At 63.8% G+C, this 21,974-nt stretch carries 15 protein-coding genes; 9 read left to right on the top strand and 6 right to left on the bottom strand.

Translation table 11 applies throughout. The annotated features are described in order from the left end of the window. Positions 1-117: 117 nt before the first annotated feature. The 4 genes from BWP39_RS00155 to BWP39_RS00140 all read right to left on the bottom strand — a co-directional run bounded on the left by BWP39_RS00155 (position 118) and on the right by BWP39_RS00140 (position 5,997). Positions 118-1,296, bottom strand: coding sequence for an acetyl-CoA C-acyltransferase (locus BWP39_RS00155; RefSeq protein ID WP_096716385.1), 1,179 nt, complete (start codon positions 1,294-1,296; stop codon positions 118-120). A gap of 75 nt (positions 1,297-1,371) precedes the next feature. Further along, the gene (gene pncA, locus BWP39_RS00150) at positions 1,372-1,998 is read right to left on the bottom strand and encodes a bifunctional nicotinamidase/pyrazinamidase (protein ID WP_096716692.1); all 627 of its coding nucleotides are present in this window, start codon (positions 1,996-1,998) and stop codon (positions 1,372-1,374) included. A gap of 50 nt (positions 1,999-2,048) precedes the next feature. Beyond that, positions 2,049-4,133, bottom strand: a complete 2,085-nt coding sequence (locus tag BWP39_RS00145) for a 3-hydroxyacyl-CoA dehydrogenase NAD-binding domain-containing protein (RefSeq protein WP_096716384.1) — start codon at positions 4,131-4,133, stop codon at positions 2,049-2,051. Between the two features lie 157 nt (positions 4,134-4,290). Next, on the bottom strand, positions 4,291-5,997 hold the full coding sequence (locus BWP39_RS00140) for a 3-(methylthio)propionyl-CoA ligase (protein WP_096716383.1): 1,707 nt from the start codon (positions 5,995-5,997) through the stop codon (positions 4,291-4,293). Between the two features lie 176 nt (positions 5,998-6,173). Between BWP39_RS00140 and BWP39_RS00135 the strand changes: the two genes are divergently transcribed. From BWP39_RS00135 to BWP39_RS00115, 5 genes are all read left to right on the top strand, one after another. Further along, positions 6,174-7,730, top strand: a complete 1,557-nt coding sequence (locus tag BWP39_RS00135; protein WP_096716382.1) for a protein adenylyltransferase SelO — start codon at positions 6,174-6,176, stop codon at positions 7,728-7,730. A 113-nt stretch (positions 7,731-7,843) separates the two neighbouring features. Next, positions 7,844-8,263, top strand: a complete 420-nt coding sequence (gene msrB / locus BWP39_RS00130; protein WP_096716381.1) for a peptide-methionine (R)-S-oxide reductase MsrB — start codon at positions 7,844-7,846, stop codon at positions 8,261-8,263. Positions 8,264-8,333: 70 nt separating this feature from the next. Further along, positions 8,334-8,864 (top strand): septation protein A, encoded by a 531-nt coding sequence (locus tag BWP39_RS00125; RefSeq protein WP_096716380.1) that lies wholly within the window; start codon positions 8,334-8,336, stop codon positions 8,862-8,864. A 1-nt stretch (position 8,865) separates the two neighbouring features. After that, positions 8,866-9,171 carry a BolA family protein gene (locus BWP39_RS00120; protein WP_096716379.1) on the top strand — a complete coding sequence of 102 codons (306 nt, stop codon included), beginning with the start codon at positions 8,866-8,868 and terminating at the stop codon, positions 9,169-9,171. A gap of 10 nt (positions 9,172-9,181) precedes the next feature. Further along, complete coding sequence (locus BWP39_RS00115) at positions 9,182-9,961, top strand: peptidylprolyl isomerase (RefSeq protein WP_096716378.1); 780 nt, start codon at positions 9,182-9,184, stop codon at positions 9,959-9,961. Between the two features lie 1,071 nt (positions 9,962-11,032). Here BWP39_RS00115 and purL read toward each other — a convergent pair. Continuing rightward, positions 11,033-15,124, bottom strand: coding sequence for a phosphoribosylformylglycinamidine synthase (gene purL / locus BWP39_RS00110; RefSeq protein ID WP_096716377.1), 4,092 nt, complete (start codon positions 15,122-15,124; stop codon positions 11,033-11,035). A 429-nt stretch (positions 15,125-15,553) separates the two neighbouring features. On the opposite strand from purL, the gene BWP39_RS00105 reads away from it, so the two are divergent. The 3 genes from BWP39_RS00105 (at position 15,554) to pgi (ending at position 20,400) form a co-directional block, all read left to right on the top strand. After that, positions 15,554-16,855: an FAD-dependent oxidoreductase gene (locus tag BWP39_RS00105; RefSeq protein WP_096716376.1), complete on the top strand. Its 1,302-nt coding sequence runs from the start codon at positions 15,554-15,556 to the stop codon at positions 16,853-16,855. Between the two features lie 154 nt (positions 16,856-17,009). Next, positions 17,010-18,587 (top strand): NAD(P)H-hydrate dehydratase, encoded by a 1,578-nt coding sequence (locus BWP39_RS00100; RefSeq protein ID WP_096716375.1) that lies wholly within the window; start codon positions 17,010-17,012, stop codon positions 18,585-18,587. Between the two features lie 187 nt (positions 18,588-18,774). Next, the gene (gene pgi / locus BWP39_RS00095; protein WP_096716374.1) at positions 18,775-20,400 is read left to right on the top strand and encodes a glucose-6-phosphate isomerase; all 1,626 of its coding nucleotides are present in this window, start codon (positions 18,775-18,777) and stop codon (positions 20,398-20,400) included. 108 nt (positions 20,401-20,508) lie between these two features. Here pgi and BWP39_RS00090 read toward each other — a convergent pair whose 3' ends face one another. Then, on the bottom strand, positions 20,509-21,282 hold the full coding sequence (locus BWP39_RS00090; protein ID WP_407944767.1) for an ABC transporter ATP-binding protein: 774 nt from the start codon (positions 21,280-21,282) through the stop codon (positions 20,509-20,511). Here BWP39_RS00090 and BWP39_RS00085 point away from each other — a divergent pair. After that, on the top strand, positions 21,194-21,895 hold the full coding sequence (locus BWP39_RS00085) for an arylesterase (RefSeq protein ID WP_096716373.1): 702 nt from the start codon (positions 21,194-21,196) through the stop codon (positions 21,893-21,895). The genes BWP39_RS00090 and BWP39_RS00085 overlap by 89 nt on opposite strands. Positions 21,896-21,974: the final 79 nt, after the last annotated feature.

The following is a 21,974-nucleotide window of genomic DNA, read 5'->3' as shown; positions in this document are numbered from 1 at the left end:
GGGTTCGATCTCGCATTGAACGGCAAACCGTTCGCAGGCGGCGTCAGCGACCAGCTCGGCACCGGCTGTCCGGTGCCCTCGCCCGCCGTACCGCCACATCGCAACACGCGAACGACTTCAGACGACTTCGAAGAGCCCCGCAGCGCCTTGCCCGCCACCGATACACATCGTCACGACGACAAACTTCGCACCGCGCCGCTTGCCTTCGATCAACGCATGGCCGGTCAGCCGCGCGCCCGACACACCGTACGGATGGCCGACCGCGATCGCCCCGCCGTTCACGTTGAGCCGTTCGTTGGGAATGCCCAGCTTGTCGCGGCAATAGAGCACCTGCACCGCGAACGCTTCGTTCAGCTCCCACAGGTCGATGTCCTCGACCTTGAGACCTGCCTGCTTGAGCAGCTTCGGCACTGCGAACACCGGACCGATGCCCATCTCGTCGGGTTCGCAACCGGCCACCGCGAAGCCGCGGAAAATACCGAGCGGCTGCAGCCCTTCGCGCTCTGCGACGGTCGCATTCATCACCACGCAAGCCGACGCGCCATCGGAAAACTGGCTCGCGTTACCCGCCGTAATCACGCCGCCGGGCAGCGCTGTACGAATCTTCGATACACCTTCGATCGTCGTGTCGGCGCGAATGCCTTCGTCGGCGGCGACCGTTACCTCCTTCGTGAAGAGCTGACCGCTCGCCTTGTCTGCGACACCGGCCAGCACCGTGAGCGGCACGATCTCGGCGGCAAAGCGGCCGGCTTCGAGCGCGGCAGCGGCGCGCTGCTGCGACTGCACGCCATATTCGTCCTGACGTTCCTTCGCAATCGAGTAACGCTTCGCGACGGTCTCAGCCGTCTGCAGCATCGACCAGTAGACTTCCGGCTTGTTCTTCGCGAGCCACCCATCGGCCATCATGTGACGGTTCATCTCGTTCTGCACGCACGAAATCGATTCGACGCCGCCGGCGACGAACACATCGCCCTCACCCGCGATCACGCGTTGTGCGGCCAGCGCGATGGTCTGCAACCCCGACGAGCAGAAACGATTCACCGTCATGCCCGGCACAGTGACGGGCAGCCCGGCGCGCAGCGCAATCTGCCGCGCGATGTTCGCGCCGGTCGCGCCTTCGGGATTCGCGCAACCCATGATCACGTCTTCGACGCGGGCCGGGTCGATCTTCGCGCGCTCGACCGCAGCCTGCGTGACGTGACCGCCAAGCGTCGCGCCGTGCGTCATGTTGAAGCCGCCGCGCCACGATTTGGCAAGACCTGTGCGGGCGGTCGAAACGATTACGGCGTCAGTCATGGTGTCTCCTGCTTCCAATGTGAATGAGGTTCGTCGCGCGCCTCGCTGCATGAACAGCGAGACGCAGCGGCACAATCAGCGCAGCACGTCGACAGCCTGTACGCGGGCCACGCCCGCTGCATCGAGCTGTCGCCATGCCGCGTCGAGCGAACCGTTAAGATCGATCGCGCGCGACGCGTCTTCGATCAGTGCAACGTCGAATCCGGCTGCGCGTGCATCGAGTGCGGACCAGGCGACGCAATAGTCGGTGGCGAGCCCGCAGCACCACACGCGCTTCGCGCCAATTTCGCGCAGGTAGCCGGCAAGACCCGTCGAGGTGGTGCGGTCCGCTTCGACAAATGCCGAATAACTGTCGACTTCCGCGCGCAGCCCCTTGCGAATGACCAGTTGTGCATGCGGCACGTCGAGGTCGCGATGCAATGCGGCACCCGGTGTGTCCTGCACGCAGTGCACCGGCCACAACACCTGGTTGCCATACGGCAGCGCGATGCTATCGAACGGCTGGCGACCGGCGTGATTCGCGGCGAACGAACGATGCGCAGCCGGGTGCCAGTCCTGCGTCAGCACCACCTGCCTGAAGCCGCGTGCGAGCTGGTTCACGACCGGCACGATCTCGTCGCCGTGCGCGACGGCAAGCGCCCCGCCCGGCATGAAATCGTTCTGCACGTCGATTACCAGCAGCACGTCGCCCGCATCCTTCATCGCTGCACCTCGCTCGCCAGTCTCGCGCACCACACTGCGCTCAGCTGCTTCTAGCTATTAAAACCGCGTCCCTGCGCCGCCAGATCGCCGATGCTCTTCGCGATCTGCCAGCCGTCGCCGTTCGCCTGCGCCGCATAGCGCCCGATGGCGCGCTCGACGTTGTAGAGGCCCACGGTGTCCGCGTACAGCATCGGGCCGCCGCGCCACAGCGGGAAGCCGTAGCCGGTCAGGTACACCATGTCGATGTCCGATGCCTTCGAGGCAATCCCTTCTTCTAGAATCTTCGCGCCTTCGTTGGACAGCGCATACACCAGACGCTCGACGATTTCCGCGTCGGAGATCTTGCGTCGCGGGGTAGCGGTTTCCTGCGAATAGCCGACGATCATCTCGTCGACGAGTTTCGACGGGTATGCGGTGCGGTCGCCCGCCTTGTAGTCGTACCAGCCACCGCCGGTCTTCTGTCCGAAGCGGCCGGTTTCGCACAGGCGATCGGCAATCTTCGAGTAGTGCAGGTCAGGATGTTCCTGATAGCGGCGCTTGCGGATTGCCCAGCCGATGTCGTTACCCGCGAGATCGCTCATCCGGAACGGGCCCATCGCGAAGCCGAACTTCTCGATGGCCTTGTCGATCTGGGCAGGCAGCGCGCCTTCTTCGAGCATGAAGAGCGCCTGACGGATGTACTGCTCGATCATGCGATTACCGATGAAGCCGTCGCACACGCCGGACACCACCGCGGTCTTGCGGATTTTCTTCGCGACCTGCATCACGGTGGCGAGCACGTCTTTCGCCGTGTCCTTGCCGCGCACGACTTCGAGCAGCTTCATCACGTTGGCCGGGCTGAAGAAGTGCATGCCGACCACGTCCTGCGGACGCTTCGTGAACGCAGCGATCTTGTTCAGATCGAGCGTCGAGGTATTCGAGGCGAGGATCGCGCCCGGCTTCGCCACTTCGTCGAGCCGCTTGAACACCTGCTCTTTCACGCCGAGTTCTTCGAACACGGCTTCGATGATCAGGTCGGCGTCCTTCAGATCGTCGTAGGACAGCGTCGGTGTGATCAGCGCCATACGCTGTTCGAGCGCTTCGGGTTTCAGCTTGCCCTTCTTGACCGTGCCTTCGTAGTTCTTGCGGATCGTCGCGATACCGCGATCGAGCGCGTCCTGCTTCGTCTCGAGCAGCGTGACCGGCAAGCCCGCGTTAACGAAGTTCATCGCGATGCCGCCGCCCATGGTGCCCGCGCCGATCACGGCGATCTTGCGAAGCTCGCGCACGGGCGTGCTCGACGGTACGTCGGGAATCTTGCTCGCCGCGCGTTCGCCGAAAAACGCATGGCGCAACGCGTGGCTTTCCGGTGTTTGCACTAGCGCGATGAAGCACTCGCGTTCGAACGCGAGACCCTTGTCGAAACCGTCTTTCACACCGGCTTCGACTGCGTCGATACATTTATGCGGAGCGGGGAAATTTTTGGCGATGCCCGCGACGCTATTGCGTGCGAACTGGATGAAGCCTTCCGCGTTCGGATGCTCGATCTTGCGGTCGCGCACCTTCGGATGCGGCCCCGCCTGCGCGCCGACCTTGCGGGCAAACGCCAATGCTGCTTCGGCCAGATCGCCCTGGACGACTTCATCGAAGAGCCCGCTGCTGGCGAGCTTTTCCGACAGCACCGGCGCACCGGACACGATCATGTTGAGCGCGGCTTCGAGCCCGATTGCGCGCGGCAGACGTTGCGTGCCGCCGGCACCAGGCAGGATGCCGAGTTTGACTTCAGGAAGTGCGATCTGCGCACCGGGTGCAGCGATCCGGTAGTGCGCGCCGAGTGCGAGTTCCAGACCGCCGCCCATCGCGACGCTATGGATCGCCGCGACGACCGGCTTCGCGCTGCCTTCGACCGCCTTGATGACGGTGGCGAGCGTCGGTTCCTGGGTGGCTTTCGGGGTGTTGAATTCGGTGATGTCGGCACCGCCGGAGAACGCCTTGCCGGCGCCCGTCAGCACGATGGCCACGATGGCCGGATCGTTCTGTGCCCGCTCGAGCCCTTCGACGATACCGGCCCGGGTCGTCAGACCGAGCCCGTTGACCGGGGGATTGTTGAGCGTAATGACGGCTACGCCGTCATGAGTCGTGTAGTCCACTGCCATCTGTCTGCCTCCATGCCTCGATGCGAACCGGAGAAAGGCGCGACGCGCTGTCGCGCCCCAACCGGATCATTGTCCGTCATTCGCGGGCCAGCAGGCAGGATACACAAAAAAGCACGCTCGTTCAATTCGACTGAGCTTACAGCCGGATTTATTGTCGCTATAGAGGGTTTGCTCCAGGTTTGTCGGTCCCTGCATCGGTAAGCGGGCAATTGTCGACGGCCAATGCCGATGGCAGCACGTAGTCGCGGAACAACTCGCGCAGCTTCAGCTTCTGCAGCTTGCCGGTCGCGGTGTGCGGCAGTTCGTCGACGAACGCGACGTCGTCGGGGATCCACCACTTCGCCACCTTGCCGTCGTAGAACGCGATCAGTTCATCGCGTGTCACGTTCATGTCCGGGCGCCGCACGACGACGAGCAGCGGCCGCTCGGTCCACTTCGGATGCGAGCACGCGATGCAGGCGGCCTCCGCCACCGCCGGATGCGCAATCGCGACATTCTCGATATCGATCGAACTGATCCATTCGCCACCGGACTTGATCACGTCCTTGCTGCGGTCGGTGATCTGCAGGAAGCCGTCGCGATCGATCGTTGCGACATCGCCCGTCGGAAACCAGCCGTCGATGAGCGGCGAATCGTCCTTGCGAAAATACCGGTCGATCACCCACGGGCCGCGCACGTGCAGATCGCCGAACGCGACGCCATCCCACGGCAGATCGCGACCATCTTCGCCGACGATCTTCATGTCGACGCCGTAGATCACGTGGCCCTGCTTCTCGCGTAGCTTGCGCTGCGCTTCGGGGGGACGCTGCGACTGTTCCCATGTGAGCTTCGCGAGCGTGCCGAGCGGCGACATCTCCGTCATCCCCCAGGCGTGGATCACCTCGACGTTGTAGACATCCTCGAACGTACGCAGCATCGCGGGCGGACACGCCGAGCCGCCGATCACCGTGCGTTGCAGCGTCGAAAACCGCTTGCCCGCTTCCTTCACGTGATTCAGCAAGCCGAGCCAGACAGTCGGCACGCCAGCGGAATACGTGACCCGCTCCGCTTCCATCAGTTCGAACAGCGACTTGCCGTCGAGGTCCTTACCCGGGAACACCAGTTTCGCGCCGGTCAGTGCTGTGGCATGCGGAATGCCCCATGCGTTGACGTGGAACATCGGCACGACCGGCAGCACCGAATCGCGTCCGGACAGACCCATCGCGTCCGGCAGCGACGCGGCATACGCGTGCAGCACACTCGAGCGATGCGAGTACAGCGCGCCCTTCGGATTGCCGGTGGTGCCCGAGGTGTAGCAGAGGTAGGACGCCGTGCGCTCGTCGAGCGAGGGCCATGTGTACTCGCCGTCCTGCGCGGCGAGCAGCATTTCGTAGCTGAGCACCGGCGTTTTCATCGACGACAGATGCTCTGCAATACACGCTTCATCGCCCAGCGCGATCCAGCCGCGCACTTTCGGACAATGCGGCGCGAGCCCATCCACAAGCGGCGCAAAGGTCATGTCGAACAACACGTAGCTATCGTCTGCATGATTGATGATGAACGCGATCTGCTCGGGAAAGAGCCGTGGATTGATCGTGTGGCACACGGCGCCGAAACCGGGCGGACCGTAATACGCCTCGAGATGCCGGTAGCCGTTCCACGCGAGCGTGCCGATCCGCTCGCCCGGTTGCACACCGAGCGCGATCAGCGCCTGCGCGAGCTGCTTCGCGCGCCGTTCGCAGTCGCGCCAGGTGTAGCGATGCATGTCGCCCTCGATGCGCCGCGAGACGATTTCCGTGTCGCCGAAATGCCGCGCGGCGTGCGCGATCAGCGACGACACGGTAAGCGGCACATCCATCATTTGTCCCAGCAACGGCGTCGTCATATGCGGGCGTCTCCTCGCCATGTTATCGATTGAAGTATCGGGCCCGAGCCACACGATTCGCTACGCGGCCGCCGTCGCGGCACACCGGCAATCCCCGTCCGTATGCGCGACGAATCGACGTCCTGCGGGCCGGCAGGCGCCGCCTTACAATATCGGCTAACCCAGAGGCGCTCAATATGTCGTTTTCCCCAAGCAGTTCCGTCCTGTCGGCGTCGATAGAAGCGCTTGCCGACGGGCTTGGCAGCCCGCGCGACGGCGCCTTCGCGCAGCTCGGCAGCCGCTTTCTCACGCGCCTGCCGGCGGCGCCGCTGCCGGCGCCGTATGTCGTCGGTTTCTCCGCGGATACCGCTGCGCTGCTCGGTCTCGAACCGTCCGTCGCCGGCGAACCGGATTTCGCCGAGCTGTTCGCCGGCAACACGACGCGCGACTGGCCGGGCGACGCGCTGCCCTATGCATCGGTGTACTCCGGCCATCAGTTTGGCGTGTGGGCCGGCCAGCTCGGCGATGGCCGTGCGCTCGGACTCGGCGAGATCGACCATGCGGGCCGGCGCTACGAATTGCAGTTGAAGGGCGGCGGCCGCACACCCTATTCACGGATGGGCGACGGCCGCGCCGTGCTGCGCTCGTCGATACGCGAATACCTGTGTTCGGAGGCGATGCACCACCTCGGCATCCCGACGACGCGCGCGCTTTGCGTCATCGGCTCCGACCAGCCGGTGCGCCGCGAGGAAATGGAAACGGCGGCCGTGGTCACACGCGTGGCACCGAGCTTCGTGCGCTTCGGCCATTTCGAGCATTTCTACTCGAATGACGATACCGATGCATTGCGCATGCTCGCCGACCACGTGATCGACCGCTTCCATCCGCATTGCCGGGAAGCCGACGACCCGTACCTCGCGCTTCTGAACGAAGCGGTACATTCCACCGCCGACCTGCTCGCGCAATGGCAGGCCGTCGGTTTCTGTCACGGCGTGATGAACACCGACAACATGTCGATTCTCGGCCTGACGATCGACTACGGCCCGTTCGGCTTTCTCGACGGGTTCGACGCGAACTACATCTGCAACCATTCCGACACGCAGGGCCGTTACGCGTATCAGCGGCAACCGCAAGTCGCGTACTGGAACCTGTTCTGTCTCGCTCAAGGGTTGCTGCCGCTACTCGGCGGCCCGCACGACGAAGCCGTGCGCAGCGAGCGCGCGATCGAAGACGCGCAGCGCGTGCTGGAAGGCTTCAAGACGCGTTTCGCACCCGCACTCGAAGCGCGGATGCGTGCCAAGCTCGGCCTGGAAAGCGAACGCACTGGCGACGACGCGCTTGCAAACCGCCTGTTCTCGATCATGCAGGCGAACCGCGCGGACTTCACGCTGACGTTCCGCCACCTCGCGCGAATCTCGAAGCACGATGCGAGCGGCGACACTGCAGCGCGCGACCTGTTTCTCGACCGCCCGGCATTCGACGCGTGGGCGAACGACTATCGCGCGCGGTTGTCCGAGGAAACACGCGACGATGCGACACGCGCCATTGCAATGAACCAGGTGAACCCCAGATTCATCCTGCGCAACCATCTCGCCGAAACGGCGATCCGGCATGCGAAGGAAAAGGACTTTTCGGAAGTCGAACGGCTGGCAGCCGTACTGCGCCGCCCGTTCGATGAACAACCGGAGCACGACGCGTACGCGGCGCTGCCGCCGGACTGGGCGAGCACGCTGGAGGTCAGTTGCTCGTCGTAAGGCGCAGGTGCTGCGCTGTCGTACTGCATTCCACGCATTCCATGCATATCGCGCGGAGCTGCCGGCAACAGGCCGGCCCGCGTTCCTCACCGTAGCTGGAGACAAGACCGACCATGAACCCGGAAGATACTAAAACCGACACCTATCCCGTCGAGAAAGACGACGCCGAATGGCGTAAGCAACTATCCGACGTCGAATACGAAGTGACGCGCCACGCGGCCACCGAGCGCCCGTTCACCGGACGCTACTGGGACCACTGGGACCGCGGCGTCTACGACTGCGTCGCCTGCGGCACCCCGCTCTTCGAATCGGACACGAAATTCGACGCCGGTTGTGGCTGGCCGAGCTATTTCAAACCGATCAACGGTGAGGTGATCGAAGAGAAGACCGACCGCACGCATGGCATGCTGCGTATCGAGGTCCGCTGCAAGAACTGCGGCTCGCATCTGGGCCACGTGTTCGAAGACGGTCCGGCGCCGACGGGGCTGCGGTACTGCATCAATTCGGCTGCGCTACAATTCGGCCCCAAGTAACGCGACCCGAAGCGTGCGCCCTGCCGCGCGCTTCACTCTTCGTTCATTCTCCGTTTTTCCCGACCCGACAATGAAATTTCTGTTCGATCTGTTCCCGATCATCCTGTTCTTCGTCGCGTTCAAGATATGGGGCATCTTCACCGCGACCGCGGTCGCGATCGTCGCCACGCTCGTGCAGATTGCATGGGTCGCGTTCCGGCACCGCAAGGTCGACCCGATGCTGTGGGTGAGCCTCGGCGTCGTCACGGTGTTCGGCGGCGCGACGCTCGTGCTGCACAACGACACCTTCATCAAGTGGAAACCGACCGTGCTTTACTGGGCGTTCTCCGTCGCGCTGATCGTTTCGCAGCTGGCGTTCGGCAAGAACCTGATCGAAGCGATGATGGGCAAGCAGATCACCTTGCCGCATCGGGTGTGGGGGCAGCTGAACATCGTGTGGGCGATCTTCTTCGTGCTGCTCGGCATCGTGAACCTGTTTGTCGCCTATAACTTCACCACCGATGCCTGGGTGAATTTCAAGCTGTTCGGCGCGACAGGTTGCCTCGTGGTGTTTATCGTCGGACAGAGCCTGTGGCTCGCGAAGTACATGAAGGAAGAATGATATGAGCGATGCGTTCCTGAACGCCGACGCCGCCGAACGCATTGCGTTGATCGAAGCGCGCCTCGGCGCGGCGCTCGCGCCGGTTGTATCGCTCGAGGTGCGTGACGACAGTGCGCAGCATGCGGGCCACGCGGGTGCGTCGGCGGGCGGCCACTACAGCGTGACGATCGTCGCGGCTGCGTTTGCTGGACGCGCACGCGTTGCGCGCCATCGCATGGTGTATGATGCGCTGGCCGACGCCATGCAGCGCGGCATTCATGCACTTGCCATCACGGCCTACACGCCAGAAGAATTCAATTCCCGTTAGGAAACTTCCGATGACCTTGAACAAAACCCGCGTCTGGGTATTGCTGGCTGCGTTTGCAGCTGCACCTGCGTTTGCGCAGAACATCGCCGTTGTGAACGGCACGCCGATTCCGAAGTCACGAGCCGACGCGATGATTGCGCAGCTTGGGAAACAGGGTCAGCAGGACACGCCGCAGCTGGAAACTGCTGTGCGCACCGAACTGATCAACCGCGAAGTGCTGATGCAGGAAGCGGTTCGTCGCGGCATCCCGGCGCGTGCCGATGTGAAGGCTGAAGTTGCCGTGGCGCAGCAAACTGTCGTGCTGCGCGCGCTGATCGAAGATTTCGTGAAGAACAACCAGCCGACTGACGCTGAGATCACCGCGAAATACAACACGCTCGTGAAGAATGCGGGTGGCAAGGAATATCACCTGCACCATATCCTCGTCGACAACGAGCAGCAGGCGAAGGACCTGATCGCGAAGATCAAGGGCGGCGCGAGTTTCGAGGCGCTGGCGAAGCAATATTCGAAGGACCCGGGATCGGGTAAGAACGGTGGCGATCTCGACTGGTCGGACCCGAAGGCTTACGTGCCGGAGTTTGCGGCTGCGGCGACGAAGTTGCAGAAAGGTCAGATGACCGATGCGCCGGTGCATACGCAGTATGGTTGGCACATCATTCGACTGGATGACACGCGGGCTGTAACGCCGCCGCCGCTGGATCAGGTTAAGCAGCAGGTTGTGCAGCAGATTCAGCAGGAGAAGCTGCAGGCGTTTGAGGAAGGTTTGCGGAAGAACGCAAAGATCCAGTGATAATTGGCCGCCTTTTCGGGCGGCCTTTTTCTTTCTTTGTATGCCAGTAGGCATTGGGTTTGTTTACCCATGCGGGTGGCGTTCTTTTTGCCTGTGGAGGCGGCTTCTTGTTAGCGCCTCGCGGCCGGTTTTTTTGCCTATGCAGGCGGCTGCGATTTAGCGCCTCGCGGCGCAGGCGTTGCCCCTGTGCGGGGCGGCACCTTCTTTCTTTGCCGCGGCAAAGAAAGAAGGCAAAGAAAGCCGCTCGAGACGTTACCGAGTCCTTTCCGTGTGCAGCCTTCGTGGCCCGCACCTAAGTGTCGCCCTCGCAACGACACGGTAGTGGTCCGAAACGAGATCACACCTCGCACCGCCAACAGTAGTGACAAGGCGCTCATCCGCTCCGGCGAGCTTCGCCGCCGATGGGCATAACGCCATTCGTTGCGCGCGATCCCTCTTCCGCAACGCTGCCCCACCTCCGCTTTCTGCTTCTCGTTCTCGCTGACGCTTTCTCAGCTGTTTTCGCGGCTGCGTTCTTCGACCCTCATCTCCGTCCCGCTATCGCCGTCCCACGTGGTCATCCGACTGCGATTTCGCTTCTGCCGTCGCTGCAGTTTTGTCAGCTACGTTCCTCAGTTTTCCTCTGCGACCCACCATCGCCTTCGCGCGTGGTCGTCCCACCGCGATTTCGTTTCGGCTGTCTCTGCAGTTTTGTCGGCTGCGGTCCTCAGTCTTCCTCTGCATCCCGCTATCGCTTTCCCATGTGGTCACCCAACCGTGAGCACGTAGTGCGAGCGGGATGAATGATGGCCTTGTCACTGCCGCTCAATGTGCGAGAGATGATCTCGTCTCGGACCACTAACGTTTCAGTGCGAGGGCGACACTTAGGTGCGGACCACGAAGGCTGCACATGGAAAGGACCCGCTATCGTGTCGAGCGGCTTTCTTTGCTTCCTTTCTTTGCCGCGGCAAAGAAAGGAAGTGCCGCCCCGCACAGGGGCAACGCCTGCGCCGCGAGGCGCCAAATCGCAGCCGCCTGCATAGGCAAAAGAGAAGCGCTAACGCAGAGCCGCCTGCACAGGCGTAAAAACCTTTATGACACCCACCGCCGAGCATTCTGAAACACCCTCATCCACGGGCTACCATCAAGCCCGTCCGAATTCCAGTCGGATGGCGCCCAGCTCATCTGCACCGTACGATGCACCCGCTCCATATGCGGCATCAACACCGTAAAGCGTCCATCCGCAGTCGTCACCGACGTAATCCCCTGCGGCGAACCATTCGGATTGAACGGATACCGTTCAGTCGCCTGCCCCCGATGATCGACAAACCGCATCGACACAGCGACCTGCTTCGCGTCGCCCTGCTGCGAAAAGTCCGCGAATCCTTCACCGTGCGCAATGGCCACCGGAATCCGCGAGCCTTCCATCCCCGCGAAGAAAATCGACGGCGATGACTGCACTTCGACCAGCGATGAACGCGCCTCGAACTTCTCCGACTTGTTACGCGTGAACTTCGGCCAGGCCTCAGCGCCCGGAATCATCGATGCAAGGCTGCTCATCATCTGGCAGCCGTTGCAGATACCCAGCGCAAACGTGTCCTTGCGATCGAAGAACGCGGCAAACATGTCAGCCAGTTGCGCATTGAAACGGATCGTCTTTGCCCAGCCTTCACCGGCACCCAGCACGTCGCCGTATGAGAAGCCGCCGCACGCAATCGCCCCCGTGAAATCGGCCAGCGTCGCGCGTCCTGCCAGCAGGTCGCTCATATGCACGTCGTACGCGTCGAAACCGGCACGGTCGAATGCATACGCGGTTTCGAGGTGCGAATTCACGCCCTGCTCGCGCAGGATTGCCACCCGAGGACGCGCCCCCTTACCGATGAACGGTGCCGCTACATCTTCGGCCGGATTGAAACTCAATTGCGGTGTCATGCCAGGATCGGATGCATCGAGCAATCCGTCGTATTCCGCATCGGCGCATGCCGGGTTGTCGCGCAGACGCGAGATGCGCCAGCTCACTTCGCTCCATGCACGCTGCAGTTCGACGCGCGGCGCATCGTAGATCTTTTTCGCGTCGCGATAGATCTCGATCGTGTCGCGGTCGTTCAGCTTGCCGATCACATGCGAACACGCCGACAATCCATGTTCGCGCAATGCAGCCAGCACCGTGTCGCGATCGCCGGCACGCACCTGGATCACAGCGCCCAGCTCTTCGCTGAACAGCGCACGGATCGTGCGGTCCTCACGACGGCCGCTCGTCTGTTTCGTCCAGTCCTTCGCGTCGCCGTAATCGGATTCGTGATCCGGATCGAGCGTCAGCATGTCAACGTTCAACGACACGCCCACGTGTCCCGCGAACGCCATTTCGCATACGGTCGCCCAGAGGCCGCCGTCCGAACGATCGTGGTACGCGAGCAGTTTGCCGTCGAGGTTCAGCGCCTGGATCGCCGCGAAGAAGCGCTTCAGGTCTTCGGGATCGTCGACGTCGGGCACCGTATCGCCCACCTGCTGCGTGACCTGCGCGAGAATGCTGCCGCCCATGCGCAGCTTGCCGCGGCCAAGGTCGATTGCAATCAGTACGCTGTCGCCCGCTACGTCGGCGCGGCGCAGTTGCGGCGTGAGATGGCGGCGCACGTCTTCAACCGGTGCGAACGCCGAAATGATCAGCGACACCGGCGCGACCACTTCCTTTGCAACGCCGCGGTCGTCCCACTTCGTGCGCATCGACAGCGAATCCTTGCCGACCGGAATGCTGATGCCGAGCGCCGGGCACAGTTCCATGCCGATCGCTTTCACGGTGTCGTAAAGCGCAGCGTCTTCACCCGGGCTGCCGCAGGCGGCCATCCAGTTCGCCGACAGCTTCAGCTTGTCCAGCGACACGATCGGCGCCGCCGCGATATTCGTGATCGCCTCACCGACCGCCATTCGGCCCGATGCCGGCGCATTGATCACGGCGAGCGGTGTGCGCTCGGCCATCGTCATCGCTTCGCCGCGGAAACCGGCGTAGTCCATCGTTGTGATCGCGCAATCGGCAACCGGCACCTGCCACGGGCCGACCATCTGGTCACGCGCGGTCGTGCCGCCCACCGAGCGGTCGCCGATCGTGATCAGAAACGACTTGTTCGCGACCGTCGGATGACGCAGTACGCTCATCGCGACTTCGGGCAATGCGACGGTCGTGACGTCGACCGGTTGTAGCGTCACAGCGACGCGCGTGACATCGCGATGCATGCGCGGCGCCTTGCCGAGCAGCACTTCCATCGGCATATCGACCGGCTGGTGCGCGTCGTCGTCGCGCAGCTCCGTGTCGACCAGTTTCAGCTGACGCTCCGTGGTCGCGACGCCGATCACCGCGAACGGGCAACGCTCGCGTTCGCACAGCGCTTCGAATGCGGGCAGATCGGCCGGCGCGATGGCGATGACGTAGCGCTCCTGCGCTTCGTTCGACCAGATTTCGCGCGGCGACAAACCGCTCTCTTCGAGCTGGATCTTGCGCAGTTCGAATCGCGCGCCCTTGTCGGCGCCATCGACCAGTTCCGGGAACGCGTTCGACAGACCGCCCGCGCCCACGTCGTGAATGCTCAGGATCGGATTGTGTTCACCGAGTTGCCAGCACGCGTTGATCACTTCCTGCGCGCGCCGTTCGATTTCCGGGTTGCCGCGCTGCACGGAGTCGAAGTCGAGTTCCGCGGTATTCGTGCCGGTCGCCATCGAGCTCGCCGCACCGCCGCCCATGCCGATTCGCATGCCGGGACCGCCAATCTGAATGAGCAGCGTGCCGTCGGGCAGATCGTGCTTGTGCGTGTGCTGGTCCGAGATGTTGCCGATGCCGCCGGCGATCATGATCGGCTTGTGATAGCCACGCACGAGACCCGCCACGTTCTGTTCGTACGCGCGGAAATAACCACCGAGATTCGGTCGGCCGAATTCATTGTTGAACGCAGCACCGCCAAGCGGCCCGTCGATCATGATCTGCAGCGGCGACGCAATCCGATCCGGTCGGCCGTACGCTTCCTGCTGCGCATCGTGTTGTTCATCCGGTCGACGATGTGCGAGCGGCTGCACGGCATCGCGCGCGTTTTCCCACGTTTCGCGTGCATCGGGCAGTTCGAGATTCGATACCGTGAAGCCCGCGAGCCCTGCCTTCGGGCGCGCACCGCGGCCCGTCGCACCCTCGTCGCGGATTTCACCGCCCGCGCCGGTCGAGGCGCCGGGGAACGGCGAGATCGCGGTCGGGTGGTTATGGGTTTCGACCTTCATCAGCGTGTGCGTCAGTTCGACGTGGCGCCCGTAATGCTCAGCCAGCGCCCCCGTCTGCCCAGGCTGGCGCGGAAACCAGCGCTCGGCCATACCGCCCGCCATGATCGCGGAGTTGTCCGAATACGCGACGATCGTGCCTTCCGGATGCAGCTTCTCGGTATTGCGGATCATGTTGAACAGCGAGATATCCTGCACCTCGCCATCGATCGTCCATTGCGCATTGAAAATCTTGTGGCGGCAATGCTCGCTGTTTGCCTGCGCGAACATCATCAGTTCCACGTCGGTCGGATTGCGGCCGAGCTTCGTGAATGCATCGACCAGGTAGTCGATTTCGTCGTCGGCGAGCGCGAGGCCCAGTTCAGCGTTCGCGGTTTCTAGCGCGCTGCGTCCGGCGCTCAGGATGTCGACGGTTTGCAGCGGTCGTGCCGGCAGTTCGTCGAACAGATGCAACGCGTGATCGCGCGACGGCGCAACGCTTTCGGTCATCCGGTCATGCAGCGCCGCTGCCACCGCAGCACGCGCTTCCTCGGACAAGGCCTTCTTGCCGCCGAGCAGCCCGGTTTTCAGCGTCACCGTGTATTCGATGCCGCGCTCGATGCGTCGCACCTGCGTGAGTCCGCAGTGCCGGGCGATATCGGTGGCCTTGCTGGCCCATGGCGACACCGTGCCGAAGCGTGGGACGACGAGAAACGTCTCCGACGTACCGCGTTCGTTCGCGGCTTCGAACGGATCGCCGTAGTGCATCAGCGCTTCGATCTTCGCGCTATCTTCGGCTGTCAGTGGCGTCTGTGCATTGACGAAATGCAGGTACTGGCCGCGCACGCCGGCGATGCTGGCGTCGATGCCGGTCAGCGTGTCGAGCAGGCGGGTTTGACGGAAATCGGAAAGGGCCGAAGCACCGGGGAAACACGAGAAGTGGGCCATGGACTTGACGTTGGGTCGCTAGGTTGCGTCGACGAGTCGCGCGTAGGGCGACGTGAGGCGGAAGGAAGTCGCAGATTATACCCCGGGAAGACCCGCCCAAGGCCGGTGCCATGGCATTCCGGCTTGAATCGGGAACGGTTGTGGGGGCAATGTCACAGCCAGTCGGCTGGGTCCCGTCCCCGGCCGCCGGAGCCCTCCACAACATTCTTTTGCACAGGCGCCGGCACGCCAACGAGCGTACGCCGGCTGCAACCCCCACCGCCCTTCGAATCCACGCAGCGCGCATGCGTGCACGCCGCCGGAGCGCGCGTTTGGCTGCTATCATTCGGCCTTTCACCAGCCCGGTGCAACGGCTTGCCGCGTGCCCGGCCTGTCACGCAATACGGGGAGCGCCGGACGTCTCGCGTCGTGCCGGTCAATTGCACACACATGGATGTCATCGTCATTGGCGGCGGGATCGTCGGCGTCGCCACCGCCTATCAACTGCGCGCAGCCGGGCATCGGGTGTGCGTGGTCGAACGCCACGCGACCGTCGCCCAGGGCGCGACCTACGGACACAGCGGCACCGTGCTGCCCACGCCGCTCGACGTCTGGTTCGGCCCCACCTTCATGGCGCATCGCCAGGATGCGAAGAACGGCGTGATCCGCAAGACCGGCTTTAACGGCGCGGCACGCGACTTCGTCCGTCAGTTGAACACGCTGCAGGAACCCGACGCTTTCGCCCGCCAATATTCGCGGCTGCGGCCGCTCGTCGAGTCGGCCCGCGATGCAATGGCCGACATGGAAGCGCGTTTCGGGCTCGAATTCGAACAATCGACCGGTCAGCTTTATCTCGTGCGCACCGCGCAGGAATGGGAGCGCGCGCAGTCCGCGCTCGATCTGCTGCGCCGCTTCGAAGTGCCGCATCACGTGCTGAGCGCCGCCGAATGCGCGGCGCTCGAACATTCCGTGCCGACCGAACCCGCTTTTGCCGGTGGCGTGCTGTTCGAAACCGAACGCACGGCGAATTGCCCGTTGTTCGCGAAGCTCATCAAGCAGACGCTCGATGCCCAGGGCGGCGTCCAGTTCCAGCTTGGCCGCGAGGTGGCGGCGATCCGCGTCGACGGCGAGCGGGCAGCCGTCGAACTCGTGCCGCGCGTCGGCGAGCCGCTGCGTTCGCGCGAAGTCGACGTGATCAGCGCCGATGCGGTCGTGGTGGCCGCGGGCGTCGGCAGTCTGCCGTTGCTCGAACGGCTTGGGCTGAGTCTGCCGCTGCATCCATTGCGGCTCCATACCCTCGTCGCACCGATCGCCCATGAAGAATGCGCACCGCACATCACCGTGATCGATGCGGTGAAGCGCATTACGATCACGCGCAACAATCACCGGCTGCGCATTGCCGGCGGTGCGGTTCTGCAAAGTGTCGGCCAGACCGACAAGCCGCTCGGTGAGCCGCTGACCAAAGAAGCGCTCGCGCTGCTCGGCCAGGCGACTCATGACTGGATTCCCGGCGCGGCCAAGATCTCCGCTGCGATGCCGTGGGAAGGTGTGAAGCTGCTGTCGCCGGACGGCTTGCCGGTGGTCGGTAACGCGTTGCATCCGCGGCTTTTTGTGAACCTCGGACATGGCCCGGCAGGCTGGGGGCTCGCGTGCGGCTCCGCGCGGCTCGTCGCGGATCTCGTATCGGGTACGGTGCCCGATCTGCCGCCCGACACGGTCGCGGCTTTGCGCGCGGAGCGTTTTGGACGCTGAGGGTTGCGGCGCGATGAGGTCGCCGGGCTTCGAGCAATCTGCCAGACGCTGAACGAAGGCCGCGCCACCGCACGGCCGCGATATAGCGGCAGCGCGCGCCCATTCGCACTACCATGAGCGGATTCACCGACCTTCCCCGGCCTCCGCTCACACCATGACCGACGCGTCGTCCGATTTCTCCTCGTTGCTAACCCCCATCGATCAGCCGTTGCCGCTGCTGAGCGTCGCTGATCTGCGCGCGCTCGAAAGCGCAGCCGCGTCCCACCTGCCGCCGCACACGCTGATGGCACGCGCCGGTGAAGCCGCCGCCCGCTTCCTGCTCGCGCAGATCGACCGCAAGGGTTCCATCGATGCCGCGTATCCCGTGTGGATCGTGGCTGGCCCGGGCAACAACGGCGGCGACGCACTGGTTGTCGCGACGCACTTGCGCCACGCCGGCATCGCCGTCGAGATCTGCATGCCGGTCGAGGTCAAACCCGACGACGCGCGCTGGGCACTCGACAACGCACGTGCTGCAGGCGTGCCGATCACCGCAGCGCCACCGGAAACATTCGCGCGCTATGGCTGGCTCGTCGACGGCATGTTCGGTATCGGGCTCACGCGTCCGCTCGACGGCGTGTTTGCCGTGCTGGCCGAGCGTCTGTCCGAACGCGCACGCCGCACCGGACGCGTGCTCGCACTCGACGTACCGAGTGGACTCGACAGCGACACCGGCAATGTGATCGACGGCAGCGCGGCGGTGCGCGCGACCCATACGGTCACCTTCATCGGCGCCAAGCCTGGGCTTTTCATGGCCTCGGGCCGCGATCTGGCGGGCGCGGTCAGCGTCGCGCCGATCGGACTCGATGCAGCCGCGCACGGCGACACCACAACGCCGGTGCTCAACGCACCCGCCCTCTTCGCCGCGCATCTACCGCCGCGCGATTTCTCCACGCATAAAGGCACCTTCGGCAGTCTCGCGGTGGTCGGTGGCGACACGGGCATGTGCGGCGCACCGATACTCGCCGCGCGGGCCGCGCTCCATGCCGGTGCGGGCAAAGTGCATGTGGCGTTTATCGGCAGCGGCGCGCCCGCCTACGACCCGCCCCACCCCGAATTGATGCTGCACGCGCTCGAGAACCTGCCGCTCGATGAAATGGACGCGCTCGCGCTAGGTTGCGGCATGGGCACACGCGAACCTGCCGCGCGTGTGCTGCACGACGTGCTGCGTCTCGACGGACTGAAGCTGCTCGATGCCGATGCGCTGAACCTGCTTGCCAATGACGCATCGCTGGCCGCCGAGGTCGCAGCATGCGGCGCCCGCGGCGATCCCTGCGTGCTCACACCGCATCCGCTCGAAGCCGCACGCCTCCTCGCGAGCGATACACGCCATGTACAACGCGACCGGCTCGCCGCAGCGCGTGAACTCGCCACCCGGTTCGCGAGCGTTATCGTGCTGAAAGGAACCGGCACGGTGATCGCCGCGCCCGACGGCCGCATCGCAATCAACCCGACCGGCAACGCGGCGCTCGCCACCGGCGGCACCGGCGATGTGCTCGGTGGCCTGATCGGCGCGCTGCTCGCACAGCGGCTGCCGCGCTACGAAGCGGCGCTCGCGGGCGTCTACCTGCACGGCCTCGCCGCCGACACGCTGACCGCCCGCGGCGACGGCCCCGTCGGTCTGACGGCCGGCGAACTCGCGCCGATGGTACGCACCTTGCTGAACCGGCTGTTCTATCCACCACGCGATTGAATCGCACTATGTGAACCGCGACGTTCCGTCTGCCCGCTGTCACTCAACGCCGCTATACTCAACAACTGCGCCGGCCGGATTACCCGAAGCGCGCCGCTTAAAGCAGCGGCACACCGGCGCCGCACCTTGGGCGGTGCGTTCATCCCGCCGCCTTTCATCCTGCCTCTTCGTTAGACGGACAGTTACGATGCCGAACTCGCTCCCCGCCTGGTCCTCGCTGCAAACCCATTACGAACAGATCCGCAATCAACGCCTGCGCGACTGGTTCGCTCCCGAGAACGATCCTGCGCCGACCCGCGCCGAACGCTTCACGTTCGCGGGCGGCGGTCTTGCCGTCGATTTTTCGAAGAACCGCGTCACCGGCGAAACGCTAAAACTGCTCGTGCAACTCGCGCGTGAAGCCGGCGTCGAGAAGCGCCGCGACGCGATGTTCGCAGGCGAGATCGTCAATCCGACCGAAGGCCGCGCGGCGCTGCATACCGCGTTGCGCGCGATCGATCCGCAAGCGCCCTTTCACGCCGAGATCCTTGCCGAGCGCGCAAAGATGGCGGCGTTCGCCGACCAGCTGCGCAGCGGCGCATGGACCGGCTACACCGGCAAGCGCATCCGTCACGTGGTGAATATCGGCATCGGTGGTTCGGATCTCGGGCCGAAGATGGTCGCGCATGCGTTGCAGCATCTGTCGACGCCGGACATCTCGACGCACTTCGTGTCGAACGTCGACGGCGCCGATCTGTATCGCGTGTTGCAGCATCTCGATCCGGAAGAAACGCTCGCGATCATCGTATCGAAGACCTTCACGACGCTCGAAACGATGACCAACGCGCGCTCGATGCGCGACTGGCTCGTGCAGGGCGGCTGCCCCGAAGGCGAACTCGCGAAACACTTCGTCGGTGTGTCCGCGAACCCGGCCGAAGTCGTCAAGTTCGGTATCGCCAAAGAAAACGTGTTCGAGATGTGGGACTGGGTTGGCGGACGTTACTCGTTGTGGTCGTCGGTGGGGCTGTCGATCATGATCGCGATCGGACCGCAGCAGTTCGACGAACTGCTGCTCGGCGCCAATGACATGGACCGGCACTTCCGCGAAACACCGCTTGAGCACAACCTGCCGGTGCTGCTCGGCATGATCGGCATCTGGTATCGCAACTTCTTCGGCTCGCAAAGCTATCTCGTCGCACCGTATTCGGAGGCGCTGCATTTCCTGCCGTCGTATCTGCAGCAGCTCGAGATGGAAAGCAACGGCAAGTCGGCGCGGCTCGATGGTGTGACGGTCGACTACCCGACCGCGGCCGTGACCTGGGGCGAACCGGGCACGAACGGCCAGCACGCGTTCTTCCAGATGCTGCATCAAGGCCCGACGATCGTGCCGATCGATTTCATCGCGCTGCTCACGTCCGAGCATCCGCTGCCTGGCCATCATTCGAAGCTGCTGGCAAACTGTTTCGCGCAGAGCGAAGCGTTGATGCTCGGCCGTACCGTCGAAGAAGCGACCAAGGTTGCCGGCCCGGACAAGCCGGAACTCGTGCCTCACCTGGTGTTCCCGGGCAACCGGCCGACGACGACTATCCTCGTCGAAGCGCTTACGGCGCGTTCGCTCGGCGCGCTGATCGCGCTGTACGAACACAAGGTGCTCGTGCAGGCGTCGGTGTGGAATATCAACCCGTTCGATCAGTGGGGTGTCGAGCTGGGCAAGATTCTCGGTAAGGTCGTCGACGCCGATCTGGTTGCGCCGGATGGCGCTGTAGGCAAGCACGACTCGTCGACGTCCGCGTTGATCGCACGGGCGCGTACTGCATTGAAGTCACAGAAGTGATTGTGATGGTGAAGGCAAGCGGCTACTGAGCCGCTTCGCTTTGCCTGCTGGAATACGGTCCGCCAGTGCGCGGGCCGTTTTTTTGAACGTGCCGCTATTCGGACGAACTCAGGCGAGTCGCCCCGCCTCGATCGTCACCGTGCTATCGCAACGCCGCGCCAGTTCGACATCATGCGTCACGAGCACGAGCGTGGCACCGTTCGCACGATTCATCTCGAACATCAGATCGATCACCGCATGCCCGGTCGCCGCATCGAGACTGCCGGTCGGTTCGTCGGCGAACAGGATGGCCGGATGCGTGACGAACGCACGCGCAAGCGCGACGCGTTGCTGTTCGCCGCCCGACAGCAGCTTCGGATAATGGCCGGTCCGCTTGCCAAGCCCGACCTGTTCCAGCAGCGCTCTCGCACGCGACGCGGTGTCGCGCGACGTCATCCCGCCCTGCAATTCGAGCGGCAGTGTGACGTTTTCGAGCGCGGTCAGATGTGGCATCAGTTGAAACGACTGGAAGACGAAGCCGACCGAACCATTGCGCAACGCCGCGCGCTCGTCCTCGCCGAGTCCGGTCAGCTCCTGACCCAGCAACCGAACCGATCCAGAACTTGCACTGTCCAATCCCGCTAGCAGCCCCAGCAACGTAGACTTGCCCGAGCCGGACGCACCGACGATCGCCACACTGCTGCCGGATTCGATCGAAAGATCGATATCATCGAGGATCGTCAGTTCGCCCGTTGCATCCTGAACCCTCTTGCACAAACCCCGTACTTCAATGACTGGATCAGTTTTCTTTTGCATGGTGAAGCGTAGGTTGAGAGCGTGCTTCGTTGCACTGGGTGTGGCAGTGGGAACCGTCGCTGCGGTTGTTGCGACTGTTGCGGTCACGCCTGCGGTGTATGCAGCCGCTACGACGACACCAACGGCAGCACCGGCAGCACCGGCCATCGTCGTACTCGGCGACAGCATCTCCGCCGAATACGGCCTGCCGCGCGATAGCGGCTGGGTCGCACTGCTGCGCCGACGTCTTGCCGATGAGCGCATCGATTATAGCGTCGCCAATGCAAGCATCAGCGGCGACACCACCGCAGGCGGACTCGCGCGCATGCCCGCGTTGATGCAGCGACTCAAACCGTCCATCGTCGTCGTCGAACTCGGCGCGAACGACGCACTGCGCGGCATCCCGCTCGCTACCACCGAAAACAACCTGCGCTCGATCGTCCAGCTCGCGCAGCAGGCACAGGCGAAGGTCGTGCTGGTCGGCATGTACGTACCGCCCAACTACGGCCCCGACTACACCCAAAAGTTCCACGCTATCTACGACGATCTCGCGAAGCAGATGCGTGCTCCGCTGGTGCCATTTCTCCTTGCCGGCATTGAAAACAAGCCGGACATGTTCCAGGCCGACCAGATGCACCCGACTGTTCAGGCACAGCCCGTGCTACTGAACAACGTGTGGCCAGCCCTCAAGCCGCTGCTTCGCCCAGCTTCGCCGCGCTGACAAGCGCGCTGACAGCCTGTTGCGAAATACGGGGAACACCACCGATGTCGGTTGATCCGACGCTATCGCGTGACCTTGA

The sequence above is a fragment of the Paraburkholderia acidicola genome, assembly GCF_002362315.1.
GTDB lineage: Bacteria > Pseudomonadota > Gammaproteobacteria > Burkholderiales > Burkholderiaceae > Paraburkholderia > Paraburkholderia acidicola.
Note: the sequence above shows the minus strand (reverse complement) of the source record. Positions and strands in the feature narration are given on the sequence as shown.